Source organism: Haloarcula amylolytica JCM 13557 (assembly GCF_000336615.1).
GTDB lineage: Archaea > Halobacteriota > Halobacteria > Halobacteriales > Haloarculaceae > Haloarcula > Haloarcula amylolytica.
On sequence record NZ_AOLW01000005.1, the window covers coordinates 1 to 16,833 of the forward strand.

The 16,833-nt window shown below is 65.5% G+C and carries 14 protein-coding genes and 1 rRNA gene; 6 read left to right on the forward strand and 9 right to left on the reverse strand.

Translation table 11 applies throughout. From position 1 onward, the window contains the following. Both C442_RS00025 and C442_RS00030 read right to left on the reverse strand, forming a co-directional pair. Positions 1 to 502 (reverse strand): 16S ribosomal RNA (locus C442_RS00025); the annotation flags it as partial. 659 nt (positions 503 to 1,161) lie between these two features. After that, positions 1,162 to 1,470 (reverse strand): non-histone chromosomal MC1 family protein, encoded by a 309-nt coding sequence (locus C442_RS00030; protein WP_004516406.1) that lies wholly within the window; start codon positions 1,468 to 1,470, stop codon positions 1,162 to 1,164. A 248-nt stretch (positions 1,471 to 1,718) separates the two neighbouring features. On the opposite strand from C442_RS00030, the gene C442_RS00035 reads away from it, so the two are divergent. From C442_RS00035 to C442_RS00045, 3 genes are all read left to right on the forward strand, one after another. Beyond that, complete coding sequence (locus C442_RS00035) at positions 1,719 to 1,916, forward strand: hypothetical protein (protein ID WP_004516407.1); 198 nt, start codon at positions 1,719 to 1,721, stop codon at positions 1,914 to 1,916. A 105-nt stretch (positions 1,917 to 2,021) separates the two neighbouring features. Then, complete coding sequence (locus C442_RS00040) at positions 2,022 to 3,074, forward strand: quinone-dependent dihydroorotate dehydrogenase (protein ID WP_008306876.1); 1,053 nt, start codon at positions 2,022 to 2,024, stop codon at positions 3,072 to 3,074. A 39-nt stretch (positions 3,075 to 3,113) separates the two neighbouring features. Continuing rightward, positions 3,114 to 3,593 (forward strand): RDD family protein, encoded by a 480-nt coding sequence (locus C442_RS00045; protein ID WP_008306877.1) that lies wholly within the window; start codon positions 3,114 to 3,116, stop codon positions 3,591 to 3,593. A gap of 14 nt (positions 3,594 to 3,607) precedes the next feature. Here C442_RS00045 and pheT read toward each other — a convergent pair whose 3' ends face one another. From pheT to C442_RS00070, 5 genes are all read right to left on the reverse strand, one after another. Then, on the reverse strand, positions 3,608 to 5,374 hold the full coding sequence (gene pheT / locus C442_RS00050) for a phenylalanine--tRNA ligase subunit beta (protein WP_008306878.1): 1,767 nt from the start codon (positions 5,372 to 5,374) through the stop codon (positions 3,608 to 3,610). Next, positions 5,374 to 6,885 carry a phenylalanine--tRNA ligase subunit alpha gene (gene pheS / locus C442_RS00055; protein ID WP_008306879.1) on the reverse strand — a complete coding sequence of 504 codons (1,512 nt, stop codon included), beginning with the start codon at positions 6,883 to 6,885 and terminating at the stop codon, positions 5,374 to 5,376. The genes pheT and pheS overlap by 1 nt, the downstream gene beginning before the upstream one ends. Before the next feature lie 276 nt (positions 6,886 to 7,161). Continuing rightward, positions 7,162 to 8,811 (reverse strand): tryptophan--tRNA ligase, encoded by a 1,650-nt coding sequence (locus C442_RS00060; protein WP_008306880.1) that lies wholly within the window; start codon positions 8,809 to 8,811, stop codon positions 7,162 to 7,164. A gap of 133 nt (positions 8,812 to 8,944) precedes the next feature. Beyond that, positions 8,945 to 9,949, reverse strand: coding sequence for a tRNA-intron lyase (gene endA, locus C442_RS00065; protein ID WP_008306881.1), 1,005 nt, complete (start codon positions 9,947 to 9,949; stop codon positions 8,945 to 8,947). Between the two features lie 261 nt (positions 9,950 to 10,210). Next, positions 10,211 to 10,933 (reverse strand): PDDEXK family nuclease, encoded by a 723-nt coding sequence (locus C442_RS00070; RefSeq protein ID WP_008306882.1) that lies wholly within the window; start codon positions 10,931 to 10,933, stop codon positions 10,211 to 10,213. A 118-nt stretch (positions 10,934 to 11,051) separates the two neighbouring features. Between C442_RS00070 and C442_RS00075 the strand changes: the two genes are divergently transcribed. Continuing rightward, positions 11,052 to 11,708: an HAD family hydrolase gene (locus C442_RS00075; protein ID WP_008306883.1), complete on the forward strand. Its 657-nt coding sequence runs from the start codon at positions 11,052 to 11,054 to the stop codon at positions 11,706 to 11,708. Positions 11,709 to 11,890: 182 nt separating this feature from the next. On the opposite strand, the gene C442_RS00080 is transcribed toward C442_RS00075, so the two are convergent. Further along, positions 11,891 to 12,130 carry a hypothetical protein gene (locus tag C442_RS00080; protein ID WP_239642241.1) on the reverse strand — a complete coding sequence of 80 codons (240 nt, stop codon included), beginning with the start codon at positions 12,128 to 12,130 and terminating at the stop codon, positions 11,891 to 11,893. A gap of 205 nt (positions 12,131 to 12,335) precedes the next feature. Beyond that, positions 12,336 to 14,705: a DEAD/DEAH box helicase gene (locus tag C442_RS00085; RefSeq protein ID WP_008306885.1), complete on the reverse strand. Its 2,370-nt coding sequence runs from the start codon at positions 14,703 to 14,705 to the stop codon at positions 12,336 to 12,338. 187 nt (positions 14,706 to 14,892) lie between these two features. Here C442_RS00085 and C442_RS00090 point away from each other — a divergent pair, with 187 nt between their 5' ends. Together C442_RS00090 and lipA are read left to right on the forward strand one after the other, a co-directional pair. After that, positions 14,893 to 15,726, forward strand: a complete 834-nt coding sequence (locus C442_RS00090) for a class I SAM-dependent methyltransferase (protein WP_008306886.1) — start codon at positions 14,893 to 14,895, stop codon at positions 15,724 to 15,726. A 159-nt stretch (positions 15,727 to 15,885) separates the two neighbouring features. Next, positions 15,886 to 16,815 carry a lipoyl synthase gene (gene lipA, locus C442_RS00095; protein ID WP_049942742.1) on the forward strand — a complete coding sequence of 310 codons (930 nt, stop codon included), beginning with the start codon at positions 15,886 to 15,888 and terminating at the stop codon, positions 16,813 to 16,815. Positions 16,816 to 16,833: the final 18 nt, after the last annotated feature.

The window sequence follows — 16,833 nt, forward strand, 5'->3', positions numbered from 1 at the left end:
GCTACGGACGCTTTAGGCCCAATAATATCGGCCATCACTTGGACTGCCGGTATTACCGCGGCGGCTGGCACCGGTCTTGCCCAGTCCTTGTTCCTGTACCACCTTACGGTACAGAAAAGCGAGGGCTATATGCCCTCACACTCGGAGTCCCCCTATCGCACTGTCGTGCAGTGTAAAGGTTTCGCGCCTGCTGCGCCCCGTAGGGCCCGGTATCTTGTCTCAGATACCGTCTCCNTACCGATTATCGGCATGGTGGGCCGTTACCCCACCATCTACCTAATCGGCCGCAGCCACATCCTACAGCGCCGGAACGTTTCTAACTCTCGGCACTCCAGCATGAGAGTTATATCCGCTATTGGCCTCAGTTTCCCGAGGTTATCGCGGTCTGTAGGGCAGTTTGGCCACGTGTTACTGAGCTATATGCCACGGGTCTAAGCCCGTGCGACTAGCATGGCTAAATCGGACTCCGATAGCAATGGCCTCCGGCAGGATCAACCGGAATGTATCCCGGCACAATGCCGGGGGGTTAGGCGGGATCACACCCATATGATGGGTGTGGTCGCTATCGAAGGGTGTTCGAGGACACCCGTCGACCGAGTGTCACCGAACTATCAGGGCTAACATCAGATCCCATCTTGACGGCGGACCGCAGGGGTGGAATCCTCATTTCTTCGGACCTGATTGTTGTCTCGAAGCCACCATAAAGGCTTCGAGTTTCGTTGGCGAGCCGGCCCCGCCTGGTCCGTATCGGCAGGGGTTCAACACCCCGACCGAACGTCGTTCGCGTTCATTCCGAGCGCCCTGTTACACTTAAGGGCATCGGATCGGGCTCGCGTCGAACCGCACGACGCGAGCGACCTTCGCGTTCATTCCGAGTGCTCTATTACACTTAAGGGCATCGGAACGAGTGCGTTCGTTCGGGGGCGTCGGCCCCTGACCGCGTTCGCATTTCATTCCGATGGGTGAGCCACACTTAACCCCGTCGAAGGGAGTCGCCTACGGGACAAGATTACACGGGGGAGAGTGTTGCACACGACTGCAGACGGTCAGTACGGCGTGTCGGGAATGGGACGCCGAAACAGACGTCGACTCCGCGCGCGCACGAACAGTTCAGCAGCCGCTACCGACCGGGCGTTGCACCGAAAATGTCGGGAATGCGACCTAGATCTCGTCTAGGTGTTCGACGCCCTGCTTCGAGACGTTCCCTTTCGTGATGTCGCCGGGCATCCAGTCGGGTTTGTCGTCGGGTGCCTCCTCGACCCATGCCCACGCCTCGTAGATGTGGACTTTGTGGGTTCCTTTCTCCCGTAGTCGTATCTCCTCAGGGTCAGCCTGATCTTCACCGTCGGCCGGCTCGAGTCGACGTGCTGCCTTCAGCGCAGCCTGTCGAGGTGTTCCGCCCGAGAAGACGCTCGATTCGTCACCGTCTTCGCGCAGTGCGAAGTTGCGCTTGTCACTGTCGGGTGCCATGGATTTCACCGCTCCATGCCAATTCAGCACATGGCAGAACATAAATATACCCCCCAATCCGCCCTCCGTCGGGGGATGCTTTTATACACTGATGCCGTCGCGTGGTGTTTCGACCTCCGAAACCGGCCGATTCAAGGCAAATATTCGGACTGAAATCGTCACGCGCGTCCACAAAACCGCCAGCCAGCGACCGGCGGCACGGTAGACTTAAGTGTATCCTGCGGTGAAGTGCGGAGTAGGATAGCGCGATGGTGCGAAAGAAGAAGCTCAGCCCGAGTGGCGCCAAAGATGAGGACGGCGAGTACCACAACGTACATATCAACATTCACGAAGACGAGCTGGCCGTGGCCGGGATGGAGATCGGCGACGAGGTGTTCGTTCGCGTCCGTGACAACAAGATTATCATCCAGAAGGCCGACCCCGAAGAGGTCGAACACGACTTTTGAGGCACCATCGACGGTGACACAGTGCCACCGGGCGGAGATGCCGGAGCCATCGCCCGATATCAACCGATCACCACTGTTTTTCGGGCCAACCGGACTACCATCACAATGAGACCCTACGATATCGCGAAACCACTCCTGTTTTCACTGCCAGCCGAAACTGCCAACCGGAGCGTCCACCGACTGCTGGAAGCAGTCGACGGAACGCGGGTCGCCGAGGCGATGGCCGACCGCTACACCGTCGCTGACGACCGACTCGCAGTAGAGGCGTTCGACCAGACCTTCGACAACCCAGTTGGGGTCGCGGCCGGCTTCGACAAGAACGCGACCATCCCCGGAGCGCTGGCGTCGCTCGGCTTCGGCTTCGCCGAGGTCGGCGGCGTCACGGCCGAGCCACAGGCCGGCAACGCCCGCCCGCGGATGTTCCGGCTCAGGGAGGACGAGGCCATCATCAACCGAATGGGCCTGAACAACGACGGGGCCATCGTCATCGGCGAGCGGCTGAAGAACGTCGATGCGCCGTTCCCGGTCGGCGTCAACATCGCTAAGACGGAACACGTCGGAACGAGCGAGGCCCCCGAGGACTACCGGACCACGTACGAACACGTCGCCGAAGGCGGGGACTTCTTCGTCGTCAACGTCTCCTGTCCCAACTCGGAAGGATTCGAGGAGCTCCAGAACCGCGACGCGATGGAAGCCATCCTCGGCGAACTCCAGAACGCGGGCGCGGCCCCGCTGCTCGTGAAGCTTTCGCCTGACCTCCCCGAGCCGGCAGTCGAGGACGCGCTGGACCTGGTAACCGAACTCGACCTGGACGGCGTCGTTGCGACGAATACGACGACGGAACGGCCCGCCAGCTTACGCTCGCCGAACGCGGTCGAGACGGGTGGCCTTTCCGGGAAGCCGATCGAAAACCAGGCGACCGAGATGGTGCGGTTCGTCGCCGAGCGTGTCGACGTGCCCGTCGTCGGCGTCGGCGGCGTCTCGACACCGGAGGGCGCGTACAGGAAGATCCGCGCCGGAGCCTCGCTCGTCCAACTGTACACCGGCCTGGTGTACCGCGGTCCGTCCATCGCTCGCGAAATCAACGAGGGGCTGCTCGACCTGCTCGCGGAGGACGGCTTCGACTCGGTCGCGGACGCCGTCGGCGCGGACCTGTAGCCGGCGAATCTTGAAGTATAGTTGCGGCGAACCGCCAGCATGGATGACAGTCGCCGCACCCTGCACATCGCCTCCTGGGACGACCGCTTTCTCGCCTGGCTCCTCGACGTCCTGCTCGTCGGTGTCGTCCTTTCCGCACTAGGCGAGGCCGCTGGCGTGTTCTCGCTCCTTACCGGCAGCCTCTCAGTGACCACGCCGTTCACCGGCCTGAACGGACTCGGCCTGTTCGTTTACTGGACAGCTCTCGAAGGCCGGCAGGGCCAGTCGGTCGGGAAGATGGTGATGAACATCGCCGTCACGGACGAACGCGGCAACGCCATCGATTACGGCACGGCAGCCATCGAGAGCTTCGGGAAGGCGTTCCTGCTTCCGATAGACATCCTCGTCGGCTGGCTGGTGTACGAAGAAGAAGGGCTTCGGCTGTTCAACAAGCTCTCCTCAACCGTCGTCATCGAGACCGACGAAGAGGAGGCCGGGAAGCCAAGCGACGTGGAGTACGTGTATCCGGACGAGCGATAGGCCAACCGCTCGCGTTACTCCAGCGCGTCCAGTCGGAACTCGAAGGCCGCCACTGGCAGTTCCAGGTCATGCTCGACGAGTACCTTGGGATGAACCTCTCCGATGACGCCGACTGACTCGCCGTCGAGGACGACCTCGGCGGCGCGGCCGTCGATGAACGACGGATGCGTGGTCGGGGGCGTTTCGAGGTCCTTGTCGAAGGCGTCGGCGAGCGCCTGCAGGCGGGCCTTGGCGTCCTCGTAAGAGGCGTCCGTACGCGCGAGCGCGGCCGCGACGGTGCGGTGCTCGGCGACGCCGGTGTTCTCCGAGTCGTCGAGGCCGGCGGCCAGCCCGATTTCGGCGAGGTCCTGCGGGTAGCTCCGGTGAGTGTTGTTCTCCAGCACCATCATGACGGAGGGGAGCGCCCACGTCCGGAGGATGGTGTAGTCCTCGCTGTAGGGCTCCTGGATGGTGACCGGGTCGGCCTCGCCGACGGCCTGCTCGCGGTTGCCACCGCTCGCCTGTTCGTCGGTCCGTGGGACCGACAACCCCATCCGCTCGAAGTTCTCGGCCTCGTTTATCATGTGGAAGTTCAGCAGGTCCTCGAAGCCCAACCCAACCAGAGCGTCGCGGGCGGCGTCCTCAAGCCGGGACCGCTCGTGGCGACCGCCGACAGTCGACACGTCGGGGTAGGTCGGTTCGAGGCTGTTGAACCCGAGCGCGCGGCCGATGTCGTCGATGATATCCAGCGGGTGGATGACGTCGACGCGGTAGGGCGGAACCTCAACCTCGTAGGCCACGCCGTCGTCGGATTCCGTTTCGGTCGCGTCGAGGCCGGCCCGCTCGGCGTAGTCGATTACCTCGCGGCTGTCCAGCGAGACGCCGAGGATGGATTCGATGCGGTCGTGGGTGACCGTCTTCGTCCGGACAGAGAAGTCAGGACGCTCCAGCGTCTTGCCGGCGTATTCGCCGGGCGCATCGTCGGCGTATGCCACGTCGACTTTCTCGACCTGGCCGCCGCGGGCGGCGAGCGCGTAGCAGACGATGTTACACATGTGGTCGATGGTCCACTGGTCGGTCCCGGTCATCTCGATGAACAGGTCCCGGGAGTCGACGCTGACCTCGGTCCGACGGCCGTTGATGACCGGCGGGAACGAGAACAGCCCGATGGCGTCGTAGATGGCCGGTACGCGGTCGAAGTCGGCCACGAGGTCGCCGTAGGTCTGGCCGGTCTCGTGGGACGCCATGACCTCGCTGGGAGTCATCTCCGCATCGGCGTCCAGCGGAACGAACGTCGCCTCGTCGGGGTCGGCGCTGGTGTAGGTGATAGACTTGCCCGTCTCGTCCGTGACCGAGTCGCCTTTCAACATTGTGAGGTCGTGGACCCCAATCGCGCCTTTCGCCCGCTTGCGGCCCATCGTCGCGTGGAGTTTCTCCTGCAGCTGGATGAGCGACTCCAGCGCGGCCTCGTCCATGTCCAGCCCGCGGACGATAGCGCCGGTCACGTACGGGCGTTCGTCGGGCTGGTCCTCAACCTCGATGGTCCAGTCGGCGCTGTTCGTGTTGGGGACCTCCACGCCGCGGTCGTCGCCGTAGTGGTAGCGCAGCGAGCGCGCGACCCCCTCGACGGAGAGGCGGTCCAGTCGGTCCGGGGCGAACTCCAGTTGGAACTCGTCGTCCTCGGTCCAGCCCTCGAACTCCAGCCCGAGATTGAACAGGTCCGACTTGAGTTCGTCGTCGTCTTTCTCGCTGTGGCCGGTCAGATACCGCAGTTCGTCGGGGTCGACGTCGACGACCGGCATCAGCGCATCACCTCCGTTTCCCGCAGCAGTTCAAGGTCACACAGCGTCCCGTGCACGTCGCGGATGTCCTCGAAGCCGTACATGAGCATGAGTAGTCGTTCGAGCGAGAGGCCCCACGCCATCACGTCGCAGTCGACGCCAAGCGGCGTAAGCACCTCGTCGCGGAAGATTCCGGAGTTGCCGACCTCGACGACCTCGCCGGTCTCGGGGTGGGTGCCGAACAGTTCGAAGCTCGGCTCAGTGTAGGGGTTGTAGTGGGGCTTGAACTCCAGGTCGGTGATGCCGAACTGCTCGTAGAACTCCGTGAACGTCCCCATCAGGTCCCGCACGGAGAGGTCCTCGGCCATCACCCAGCCCTCGATCTGGAAGAACTCGAGCAGGTGCGTCGGGTCGAGCGTGTCGTTGCGGTACACCTTCTCGACGCTGAAGTAGCGCTCCGGTGGGTCCAACTCACCGACCTGATGGCCCGAGAGGTAGCGCATCGACAGCGAGGTAGTGTGGCCACGGAGGTCCATCCCGCGGGCGATGTCCTCGGTCCACGGCGAGTGATACCCCTCGCCGTCGGGGCCAACACCCTCCTTGTGCGCCGAGCGGACCCGCTCGACGAGGTCTTCGGGGAGTTCACCGATTTCCTCGGGTTCTTCCAGCGCGAACTGGTCCCAGTGGGTTCGCGCCGGGTGGTCCTGTGGCATGAACAGGCAGTCGTTGATCCAGAACTGGGCGTCGGCGTGGGGGCCTTCCATCTCGGAGAAGCCCATGCCGACGAGCGTGTCCTTCACGCGGTTGGCCGTCTGGCGGAGGATGTGTTCCTTGCCGTGGCTCACGTCCTCGGCGTCGGCCTCGACGTTGTACTCGGTGAAGGCCACGTCTTCCCACTCACCGCTGGTGAGCAGCTCGGGGGTGAGCTGGTCGACGGTCTCGGCGGCTTCGACGCCCTCCATCAGCGCGGTGACGCCGTCGTCGGTGAGTTGGACCGAGCGGACGGTCTCCTCACGGACATTGAGGAGGCCACGCCGTTCCAGCTGGTCGAGCGCGTCCGCGTCGGCGTCTTCGACGCGTCCATCTGCGACGGCCTCCAGCGCCAACATCTCGGGATCGGACCCGGGATCGGCGTCCGGGTTGGCCGTGATCTCGCCGCTATCGATCTCGCCGTAGGCTTTGCGGGCGTAGTTCGAGAGCGCGATGTCGACCGCGCCGCCCTCGAGGCCGGACGCGCCAATGGCCTGTCCCATCTGGACTGGTCCGTCGGCAGCGCCAGCGTCGATAGCTGCCTCGTAGAGGTCCTGTTCGGGCAGGCTCTCGCGGACGTACTGGTCGCCCTCGTCGGTGAGTTCGTAGTGTTCCAGCGTCTCCTCAGCGACGGACACCAGCCCGTCGGCTTCGAGTTCGAACGCCGCTCTGGTGGCCGCTTCCGGTTTGAGGTCTGCGTCTGCGGCCACGTCGTCGATACGCCTGTCTTCCTGTGCGTCGGCGGCCTGCAGGACGGCCACCTGTGCCTGTGGTCGTTTCATACGGGTGTCTCGGTCTTGTGGGGATAACCGCGGGTCGCTCAGTTAACGGTTCTCACTTCCTGCTCGCGGTTTCGTCCGACTACGCCTCTCGACGCCGTCAGAGTCCACGCACGGTCAGGCAGTGAAAAAGAAGCCGAACCCCGGACTGTCGGATAGCTGGCGAGCGACGCCGGCACGGTGGGATTCGGGTGCCATATCTGAGCGATTGTGATTAGCGGCTAAAAGCGTTGCGCGTGTACTCGTCCCGACACGAGATGGGGTGTCTCGACCCGGTAGTCAGTCCGCGCTCGTCGGCGCGCGGTCGGAGTCGAGGTCGATATCGAGTTCGTCGAGCTTGTCCTCCCACTCTTCGCGTTTCTCCTGATGGTCTTCGAGGAACTCGGCCATCAGTTCGGCTGCCTGCTCCTTGCAGCCCCCACAGAGGCGCTCGCCGCCGACGCACTCGTCGTACACTTCCTTGGCGAACTCGTCGTCGTCACCCGAGAGCAGGTAGGCGTACAGCTCGTACACCGGGCATTCGTCGGCTTTCCCACCCTTCTCGCGCTGTTCCTCGGCTGTGGAGCGACCGCCGGTGGTCGCCGACTTGACCTTGTCGTAGCCGTCCTCCGGGTCGTCGAGCAAGGAGATGTGCGAGGCGGGAATCGAGGAGGACATTTTCCCGCCGGTGAGGCCGGTCATGAACCGGTGGTAGATGGAGGACGGCGGCTGGAAGCCGTAGCCGCCGTTGTCGAGTTCGACCTGCCGGGCCAGTTCCTCGGCCTCGGCGTAGTCGAGGTCGAACGTGTCGATGTGCTCGTCGTACACCCGCTTCTCGCCGTCGATGGCCTCGATGAGCGCCTCGAAGGCTCCGTCGGTGGCGTTGCGGTCGAGGAAGCGGATACGCGGGCGGAGCGGTTCCTTCCCCGCCTCGTCGAGTTTGGCGACGACGGACTCGCGGGCGTCGGCGGGCGCGGGCTGGTGGTCGCGGAGCCAGTCGGCAGCCTCGCCACAGCGGGGCCGGTCGACGTCCTCGGCGTACTCCTCCCGAGCATCGTAGGCCTGCCGGAGCAGCGTCCGCTCGACGGCGTCGGCCTCGAAGCTGGCGAAGGCCTCCGTCACGCCGAAGAACCGCATCCGCGCGGCGAGGTCCCGGGCCAGCCGCATGTGGGGGTCCTGGTCCGGGCCGACAGGGATGACCGTCGGCTTCGGCCCGTCCAGTTGCGGGTAGAGGATGTCGGCCATCTGGGTGACGACCGACTGCATGTGGGAGACGTCCGTCTCGCCGTCGAAGTCGTAGATGGCCTGCAGTTCCGAGAAGTTCGCCTCCGCACCGAGTTCGAACGCCAGATCCTGCACCTCGCGGTTGTCGGACTGGCGGTACAGCGTCCCCTCGTCGGGGTCGAACCCGAGCGCGAGCAGCGAGAGGATGTAGTCCGTCGCGTGCTCGTCGATTTCATCCCACGAGAGCCCGCGGGCGCTGTGGGCTTCGAGGTCCGCGATGAGCGCGTAGGCGTCCCCGCCCTGCTGTTGATGCCAGATGATCTCGTCGAAGACTAGCTTGTGGCCGATGTGGGGGTCGCCGGTCGGCATGAACCCCGACAGCGCGGCGAAGGGGTCGTCGTTGCGCATCGCTTCGGCGACCGGTCGGTAGTCCCGGTGGCCGAAGATGACGCCCCGGCGCATCAGGTAGTGAGGGTTGGGGACTTCGGGGAGCACCTCGTCGAACTCCTCGATGCCGAACTGCTCGAACAGTTTGCGGTAGTCGGCGATGGTCGAGGAGCCCCACGGGTCGAGCGTCGCCTCGTCGGCTCCTTCGGCCTCAGTGCCGCCGTCCGGGAGAACCGGCTCGCCGCCGGAGAGCGCGTCGGACCCCCGCCACTGTGCACCCGACTGGCGGCGGTCCTCGTCGGGCGATGCGTCGTCGTGGTGGGAGTCGTCCGTTGTCATGGCTGTGGTGGGCTCGCGGTGAGCCACGTTACAGGTGCTTTGGTCCCGGTCGGCGCAAAAAGGGTTCGTTTCGGTTCGCCACGTCACGCGGCGTATCGGCGGATGTGCAACCAACTGTTGGGCTGTGAGCGAATCAGGGCGTCAGTCGCTCCACAGCCACCCACTCAATGTCGCCGCCGTCCGCCGTGAGCGCGAACACCATCGTCTTCCGGACGCCGTGGGCCAGGCGCACGTCCAGCGCGAGGTCCCGCGGCTCGAACCGGTGGCCGGCCGGCAGCACTCGGACGAGGAGCTCCGAGTGCCCGAGGTTCTCGGCGCTCTCGACATCGGCGTAGGTCCGGAAGTCCGCACCGAACTTGAAGCCGGTCTTCGGCGCGACGCCGCTGGCGCGCAAGGCGGCGTAGACGGCCAGCCGGCGGTCGAACCGGTCGCCTTCGACCTCGCGACCCCGCTCGACGATGGCGTCGGCCCCGCCGTCGACCATGAGCAGACCTTCCTGTGCGAGATACGCGGCTTCCACGAGCGAGAGCTGGACTGCACCGTCGTCGCCGAGTTGCTGGCCGTAGAACGCCTGCTCGTACAGTTCCGCTGGCGGCTCCCAACACACCACCCGCTCGGCGAGCAGTTCCCCATCCGTCGCCGGGACGACGGCGTCGCTAGTCCCCTCGACGCCGCGCTGGTCGGTGTCGAGGTACGTGACCTCACTCTCCTCGTCGACGACCGCAAGAACGCAGTCGCCGAGGTCAGCGGCGGCGACGGTGTCGCGCTCGCCGACAACCCGGACCCGGTAGGCCACCTCGTTATCCCACGGCCCCTTCCCGCGCGGGTAGACCACGAAGTCCGTGCCCGCGTCGTCGTCGACCCAGCCCTCGCGGGCCGGCGTGAGGTAGAAGCCGCGGTCCCGCAGGTCCTTGTAGACGGCAAAGTCGACCTCGGAGACGGCCGCCGACCCCAGGAAGGCCCGGAAGTCCATCCCGTCGATACTTTCGATGTCCCCGCGGTAGAGGAGGTGTGCGGCCTCCACCGGGGCTAGGTCGATGTCGCCGCTACGGACCTGGCCGTAGCCCCGCGAGTCGTAGAACCGCTCGCGCGCCTCGTAGCCGGCCCGCACGACATCACCGTCGAGCGTCAGTTCCATGCCCTGACGTGGCTCCCGCGGCGACAAAGCCCCTGCGGGTCCGGTCTGTTTTCACAGTCGTGGACACAAAGGGCCAGAAAGCCCGAGACGCTGGAGTCGGGGGCCGGTCTGCGCTCCTCGCTTCGCTGCGGTGCTTGAACCAGCCGCCTTCCTCCAGCGTCTCGCCCTTTCAGTCCCACCTAGTGTCGGTTGGGTAATACTGGCTAAGTAGACTTTCAGGAGGTTCAGAACTGTACCCCCAGCAAACACAGGCTTGAAACCTCACCCCAGTTCCGAACAGGTGCTGTCCAGACACCGCGTTCCCCCGGCAGTTTCGAACAGCGGCAGGCCACAGTCACAGTCGCCGACGACGACGCCGGACGGCATCGAGAAGCCGGTGTCACAATCGGGGTAGTGCTCACAGCCGGCGAGCAGGCCGCCGCGGCGGAGCATCAACAGGTCACCGTCGCAGTTGGGACAGTCCCACTCGCGGTCGAAGGCCGCGGTGACAGCGTCGTCCAGCGAGTCACAGTCCCGGTCGAGACACAGTTCGAAGGCCCGCCCGCGTTCCACCCGAAGCGTAGGGAGCCCGCAGTCGTCACAGCGGCCGCCGGTGACCGCGGCATCACTCGGAATCCCGTAGGCGGCGTCACAGCCGGTACAGGTGACGTCGCTTCGGGTGCGGACCAGCGTTCCGGTGCAGTCGGGGCAGTCACGCACCGGGACACCGGCGTTCGAGGCCGGATAGCGGGCACTGCCGTGTTCCTCGTGGGGGACCACCCGGAGGAGTTCGTCGCCGTCGCGGGCGGTCACCGCGCCGTCGTCGATGGTGACGCTTTCGGCGCGCGTGAGCCACGCGACCGGCTGATACCCTTCGGCATCGTGAACGAGGACGGTATTGTCCGGTTTGACGACGACGAGCACGTCGCCGCGCTGCTCCCGCTCGCGCGTTCCCTCGAAAACGGTCGTACACTCGCCAGCTATCACACGGGTTCCGTCGTGCATGGGCCGACCTGGCCGGGTTCCGGTACTTAAACCCTCAGTCGGCCGACGGGGCTTCGTAGCGCGGTCGTCGCTCCCGGAGTCGGAACAGCCAAAGCCGTCGCCGAGCGACAGGGAGGCAATGAGCGAACCACCGGCGGCAGTCTGTTTCGATATGGACGGCGTGCTCGTCCAGTCCGAAGAGCACTGGGTCCGTGCCCAGCGCGAGGACATTCTTCCGACGGCCGCACCGAACGACGACATCCCTGTCGCCGCCATTACCGGTCGGAACTACCGGGAAGTGTATCCAGACCTCGACGCCGAGTACGACCTCGAAATCAGCCGCGAGGTATTCGAGGGCCTGTTCGAGGAGCACGGCGAGCGGATTTACGGCGAAGAGGCGGCCTTCCTCGATGGGGCGCACGAGTTGCTCGACGACCTTCGGGACGCCGGCGTCGCGCTAGCGCTGACGACATCCGCGCCGTGGGCCTGGATCGACGTGGCCGACGAGCGCTTCGACCTCCTCTCGAAGTTCGACGTCGCCATCAGTGCCGGCGACATCGACGGCCCCGGCAAGCCGGAGCCGGACATCTACGAGCGGGGCGCGGCAGAACTCGGCGTCGTGCCCGAGGACTGCTGGGCCGTCGAAGACTCCACCGCGGGCGCACGCGCCGCCGTCGCCGCCGGGATGACGACCGTCGGATTCCGGGGCGACGGCGACGAGACGGACCTGTCGATGGTCCACGAGATCGCGGACGACGCCGCGACACTACGCGAGGTGCTGTTAGGCGGTGTATAACAGCCGAGTACCGTCTCTTTGAGATAGCGGGGCGACTCAAAAGCGGAGCGAATAGCTATCCGGTATGGAACTGGGCCGGAGACCGGGAAGCGATACTGTTCGGGTGTTAGTACGGTGTGCAGAGATTCGAGCGTCACAAAACAGCGTGAAATGCCGGCGCGGAGGGGAAAGACCCGGCCAGGTCAGGCGGGGTCACCGTATCCTCGGCCCGCCAGCAGGCCGAAGACGTTGAGGGCAACGACACCCACGAAGATGAGGAAGCTCTGACTGTCCAGCCCGCCCAGCAGCAGCGGCGGATATGCCAGCGGCGTGACGATAGCCAGCCAGAACGCGATGAATTGCAGGGGACGAGTGAGTGACCGGAGGCTAAGGCTACTGGGGGCGGCTTCCATCGGGGAACGGAAGGGCGATGCACTGGACATTGTGGGCTTCCTCACTTCTTCGTAAGAACCCATACCCCCATATAAACGCCAGACCCTTGGGGATAATTCGTGCTCTTTTCGGAATGTTAACCGGATTTCAGCACCTTTCAGCGATGTTTCACGGAGCGCTGTAACGCTTTTAGATAGCTTTGTAAATTTTACCGAGCTATCTGAGCGCGTTTCAGAGAGACAGTCGAAACGTCGATTACCGGACCAGCACGGATCGGGTTTCGGTAATCGTCGGGAGCGGCAGCGCGGGGAACGCGACCTCGACGGTGAACGTGAGTTCGTCCGCGTCCGCGCCGAAGACGGCCACCGGAAGCGTGGCCTCGCCGAGATACGACGGCTTGGCGGTCATCTCACGCCCGTTGACCGTGACCCGCAGGCCCGCGCGGGCGCTGCCCCCGGTGTTTTCGACCGTTACCTCCCGCATATCGTTGTCGCCGGGCGCGATTGTGTCGGGGAAATCGCCCCAGTCGATGGAGACGACGGGGAGGTCCCGCGCGTTCGCCAGCACCTGCTCGGCGACGCCCTCGGAGAGTCCGGCCCGGACGAGGCCGTCTTCGCCGACTTCGACCACGTCGGCGGGTGACGTGAGCCCCGCAGCGGCGAGTTTACCAGCACGGCCGCTGCCGACGCCGTCGATGGCGGTCAGCCCAACAGCGTCGGCGCTGATACCGTGTTCGACGCGGGCCTCGGCCCGACAGGCCAGGTTCGCGTAGCGGGCCGGCCCCAGCGTGTCGACGAACTCCCGCATCGCCGCGAGCAGGCGAAGGGCGTTCTGGCGGATGACCCACGCGTCGCTTTTGAGTTCCGTGGGCGTCGTCCCGGTCATGCCCGAGCGGAGGATAGCCAGCACCTTCCGCTGGCCGGCGTCGAGACTGTCGTCGACGCTGTCTCCCAGAACTGCGTGGACGGCGTCCTCCTCGTCGGAGCGGGCGCTGACGCTGTCGAACTCCGTCGCGCCGGCCACCGCGGTCAGCAGGTCGTCCGCGTCAACGGAGACAGCGGAGTCCGGGTCGGCGGCGTCCTGGCAGCGCTCGGCGACGTCCGCGAACCGGCGCGCAGTCGAGAGTCGGAGGTAGAACTTCGAGGCTAGCTGGCCGAGCCGCGTCGGTTCGACGTTGAGGCCATCCTGTTCGACGAAGCCCTCGTCGACGAGTGCGGAAAGCGTGTCACTGACCCGGTTTCGGAGGTCGCTGCCGGCGTCGTACTCGTCGGGGGCTGACTGCGAGCGGGCGTAATAAAAGGTCGTGGCGAGCCAGTCCATCACGTCGTCCACGTCGTCGATGGTCCCGAGCGCGATTTCGGCGTTCAGGTGGGCGTCGAGTTCCGCCGCGAGTCGGGACTCGATTTCCTTGCCGTCCCGGAGCAGGCGGCGGTACTTGTCGGCGTCCGAGCGGTCACAGACGACCCAGGCGTACCCCATGTCGTCGTAGCCGGGCCGGCCCGCGCGGCCGAGCATCTGGAGCACGTCAAGGGGACTCATGTCGACCTCGCCCTCCAGGGGATCGTGGAGTTTGGTGTCGCGGATGACGACACAGCGGGCGGGGAGGTTCACGCCCCACGCCAGCGTCGAGGTCGAGAAGAGCAGCTGAATCTTCCCCTCCTTGAACCACTGCTCGACTTTGTTTTTGTCCTCGCGCGCGAGGCCGGCGTGGTGAAAGCCCACGCCGTCCAGTACGGACTGGCGGAGCGTGTCGTTCGAGAGGTCGGCGGCGTCGTTGTGGAAATCGTAGTCCCCGCGTGCACCCATCGGGATATCTCGCTCGACAATTTCGTCGCGGGCCTTCTTCGCGGCCTGCACCGTGTCCTGGCGCGAGGAGACGAACACGAGCGCCTGGCCCTCCTCGCGGATGTGTGGCTCGGCGAGGTCAAGCGCCCGGTAGAGCCGCCGGTACTTGTCGGCGAAGGCGTTCTCGCCGTGGGAGTAGGTCTTCACGTCGGCGTTCAGCGGCACGGGCCGGTACTCCTCGCCGAAGGCGAAGGTCGTCTCCTCGGGGGCGTCGAGCCAGTCGGCCACGTCGTCGATGTTCGGCATCGTCGCCGACAGCGCCACGACCCGCGGGTCACAGAGCCGGCGGAGCCGCGAGACGGTGACTTCGAGCACCGCCCCCCGCCGGTCCGAATCCAGCAGGTGGACCTCGTCGATGACACAGCAGTCCACGTCAGTGATGAACGAGTAGCGGCTCGTTTCGTGTTTCCGGGTGGCCGAGTCGGCCTTCTCCGGCGTCATCACGAGGATGTCGGCCCGCTCGGCGCGGCGGGGGTTCAGGTCTCGCTCGCCGGTGACGACGTAGACGGAGTAGCCCAACTCCTCGAAGCGCTCCCACTCGCTTTCCTTCTCGTTTGTGAGTGCGCGTAGCGGCGCGAGAAACAGCGCGGTCCCGTCCTCGGCGAGCGTCTTGCAGATGGCCAGTTCAGCCAGCGCCGTCTTCCCGCTGGCCGTCGGCGCGCTGACGACGACATTGTCGTCGCGGTTCAGCAGGGCCGGCAGGGCCGCCGACTGCATCCGGTTGAACTCCTCGAAGGGGAAGGCGTCGGCAAAGTCGGGGAGTACCTCCGCGACCGCCACAGTCGGCTCGCTGTCGGTTCGGGATGGCACGTCACAGTCGCAGTTCCGCGACGGCAAAGGCGTTTCTATGGGGGAGCGAAAGCGGGTGAGACGTGGCCACATTTGCGGGGTCGCCGTGTGGCTGGTCGTTGTGAGCGCCCCACACTGCTGGCCAAGAATTAACCCGGCCGGCTGACAGTGCGCAAGCGTGCCTCTCAGCGACCCCGAGGACTACTACGACGAGAACGACGAGAGCGAGTGGGACCGCCTGGCAGCCACGCTACACGGGCAGTTAGAGTGGACGGGAACCGTCGAACAGCTCGAAGCCAACCTTCCCGACACGGGACACGTCCTCGACGTAGGCGGCGGGGCTGGTCGGTACGCCGTCTGGCTGGCCGGACAGGGATACGATGTCACGCTCGTCGACCCAAGCGAGGGCCAGCGGGCTATCGCACGGGAGAAAGTCGCCGAACACGGACACGAGGAGCGGGTGACCGTCGGGGCGGGCGACGTACGCGACCTCGGGTTCGACCGGGACGTATTCGACGCGACGCTGTGTCTGGGTGGGCCGCTTTCGCATGTGCTTGACGCCGACGAACGGGCGGCCGCCGTACGGGAGGTCCGTCGGGTAACAAAAGCCGGGAGTCCGGTGTTCGCGTCCGTCATGGGGCGGCTCAATTGGCTGGTGCTCTCGCTGGTCGGCGAGTCGGAACACCTCGTCAATGCGGCCGAACTCGCTGAGACGGGCGATTACGACCGCCCGTTCGTGGCGCAACTCGGGCACGACGCGGCGTTCACCGAGACCCATTTCTTCCGCGCCGACGAGTTCGAGGCGCTGTTAGAGGCGGGCGGAGTAACCGTCGAGACGCTGGTCGGGCTGGAAGGGCTGGCGTCAGTACTCGCCGCCGCCCCGCTCCGGGGGACCGCTGACGAGCTGTCAGCGCACCAGCGGGCCGGTGTGCGAGCGCTCGTCGACGAACTCCGTACGGACCGGACCGCCGTCGACATGTCCGCACACATGCTTGCCGTCTGCCGGGCGTGAGTCGGCCACGCGGACAGTAGAGTGTGTGCTCGTGGGGACACGAGCGAGTGGCGGTCGCTTCGGCTGGGCCGCCTGCCCGTCCGATGGTCCGTCCACACAGTGGGTGACGGAACACGCGACCCCCGCACGTTTTTGACCGGGCGAACCTAACTCCGGGTAATGAGTCGTTCGCGCAAGCCTGACTGGCTGAAGATGCGGCCACCGTCGGGCGAGCGGTTCACCGATATCAAGCAGACGCTCCGGGACCGCAACCTCAATACGGTCTGTGAGGAAGCCAACTGCCCCAACCTCGGAGAGTGCTGGAGCGGGCGCGATGGACCGGGGACGGCGACGTTCATGCTGATGGGCGACCGCTGTTCGCGGGGCTGTAACTTCTGTGATGTCGAAACCGGTGGGATGGACCCGTTAGACCCCGACGAGCCACAACAGGTGGCCGACGCCGTCGCGGAGATCGGGCTGGACTACGTGGTGCTGACCAGCGTCGACCGCGACGACCTCCCCGACCAGGGCGCGGGCCACTTCGCCGAGACGATTCGCGCTATCAAAGAGCGCGACCCGTCGATTCTGGTCGAGTGTCTCATTCCCGATTTCCAGGGAGAACCGGACCTCGTCCGGAAGATCATCGACGCCGACCCGGACGTCATCGCCCACAACATCGAGACGGTCGACCGCCTCCAGTGGCCGGTCCGGGACCGCCGGGCGGGCTACGAGCAGTCCCTCTCGGTGCTTCGGCAGGTCGACCGCGAGAGCGACTGCTACAGCAAGACCAGCCTGATGCTGGGCGTCGGCGAGTACGCCCACGAGGTGTACCAGACGCTGTCGGACCTCCGGCAGGCCGGCGTCGACGTGGTCACCTTCGGCCAGTACCTCCAGCCCTCCCGCTCGCATCTGGAGGTCTCGGAGTACGTCCATCCGGACGCCTTCGATACCTGGCAGCGGGTCGCCGAGGAGGAGTTCGACTTCCTGTACTGCGCCTCGGGGCCGATGGTCCGGTCGTCCTACCGCGCCGGCGAACTGTTTGTCGAGAGCGTCCTGCGTGAGGGCCAGAGTGCAGACGAGGCGCGGGCGAAAGTGCGCGCTGACAACTGATACATCGGAGTTATCACT

Bases quoted from the DNA above. Each gene is read 5' to 3' on its own strand.
- lipA (WP_049942742.1), top strand. From the start codon at position 15,886: ATGAGTCGTTCGCGCAAGCCTGACTGGCTGAAGATGCGGCCACCGTCG.
- C442_RS00045 (WP_008306877.1), top strand. From the start codon at position 3,114: ATGGATGACAGTCGCCGCACCCTGCACATCGCCTCCTGGGACGACCGC.
- C442_RS00030 (WP_004516406.1), bottom strand. From the start codon at position 1,470: ATGGCACCCGACAGTGACAAGCGCAACTTCGCACTGCGCGAAGACGGT.
- C442_RS00040 (WP_008306876.1), top strand. From the start codon at position 2,022: ATGAGACCCTACGATATCGCGAAACCACTCCTGTTTTCACTGCCAGCC.
- C442_RS00070 (WP_008306882.1), bottom strand. From the start codon at position 10,933: ATGCACGACGGAACCCGTGTGATAGCTGGCGAGTGTACGACCGTTTTC.
- C442_RS00035 (WP_004516407.1), top strand. From the start codon at position 1,719: ATGGTGCGAAAGAAGAAGCTCAGCCCGAGTGGCGCCAAAGATGAGGAC.
- C442_RS00080 (WP_239642241.1), bottom strand. From the start codon at position 12,130: ATGTCCAGTGCATCGCCCTTCCGTTCCCCGATGGAAGCCGCCCCCAGT.
- C442_RS00060 (WP_008306880.1), bottom strand. From the start codon at position 8,811: ATGACAACGGACGACTCCCACCACGACGACGCATCGCCCGACGAGGAC.
- C442_RS00075 (WP_008306883.1), top strand. From the start codon at position 11,052: ATGAGCGAACCACCGGCGGCAGTCTGTTTCGATATGGACGGCGTGCTC.
- pheS (WP_008306879.1), bottom strand. From the start codon at position 6,885: ATGAAACGACCACAGGCACAGGTGGCCGTCCTGCAGGCCGCCGACGCA.
- pheT (WP_008306878.1), bottom strand. From the start codon at position 5,374: ATGCCGGTCGTCGACGTCGACCCCGACGAACTGCGGTATCTGACCGGC.
- endA (WP_008306881.1), bottom strand. From the start codon at position 9,949: ATGGAACTGACGCTCGACGGTGATGTCGTGCGGGCCGGCTACGAGGCG.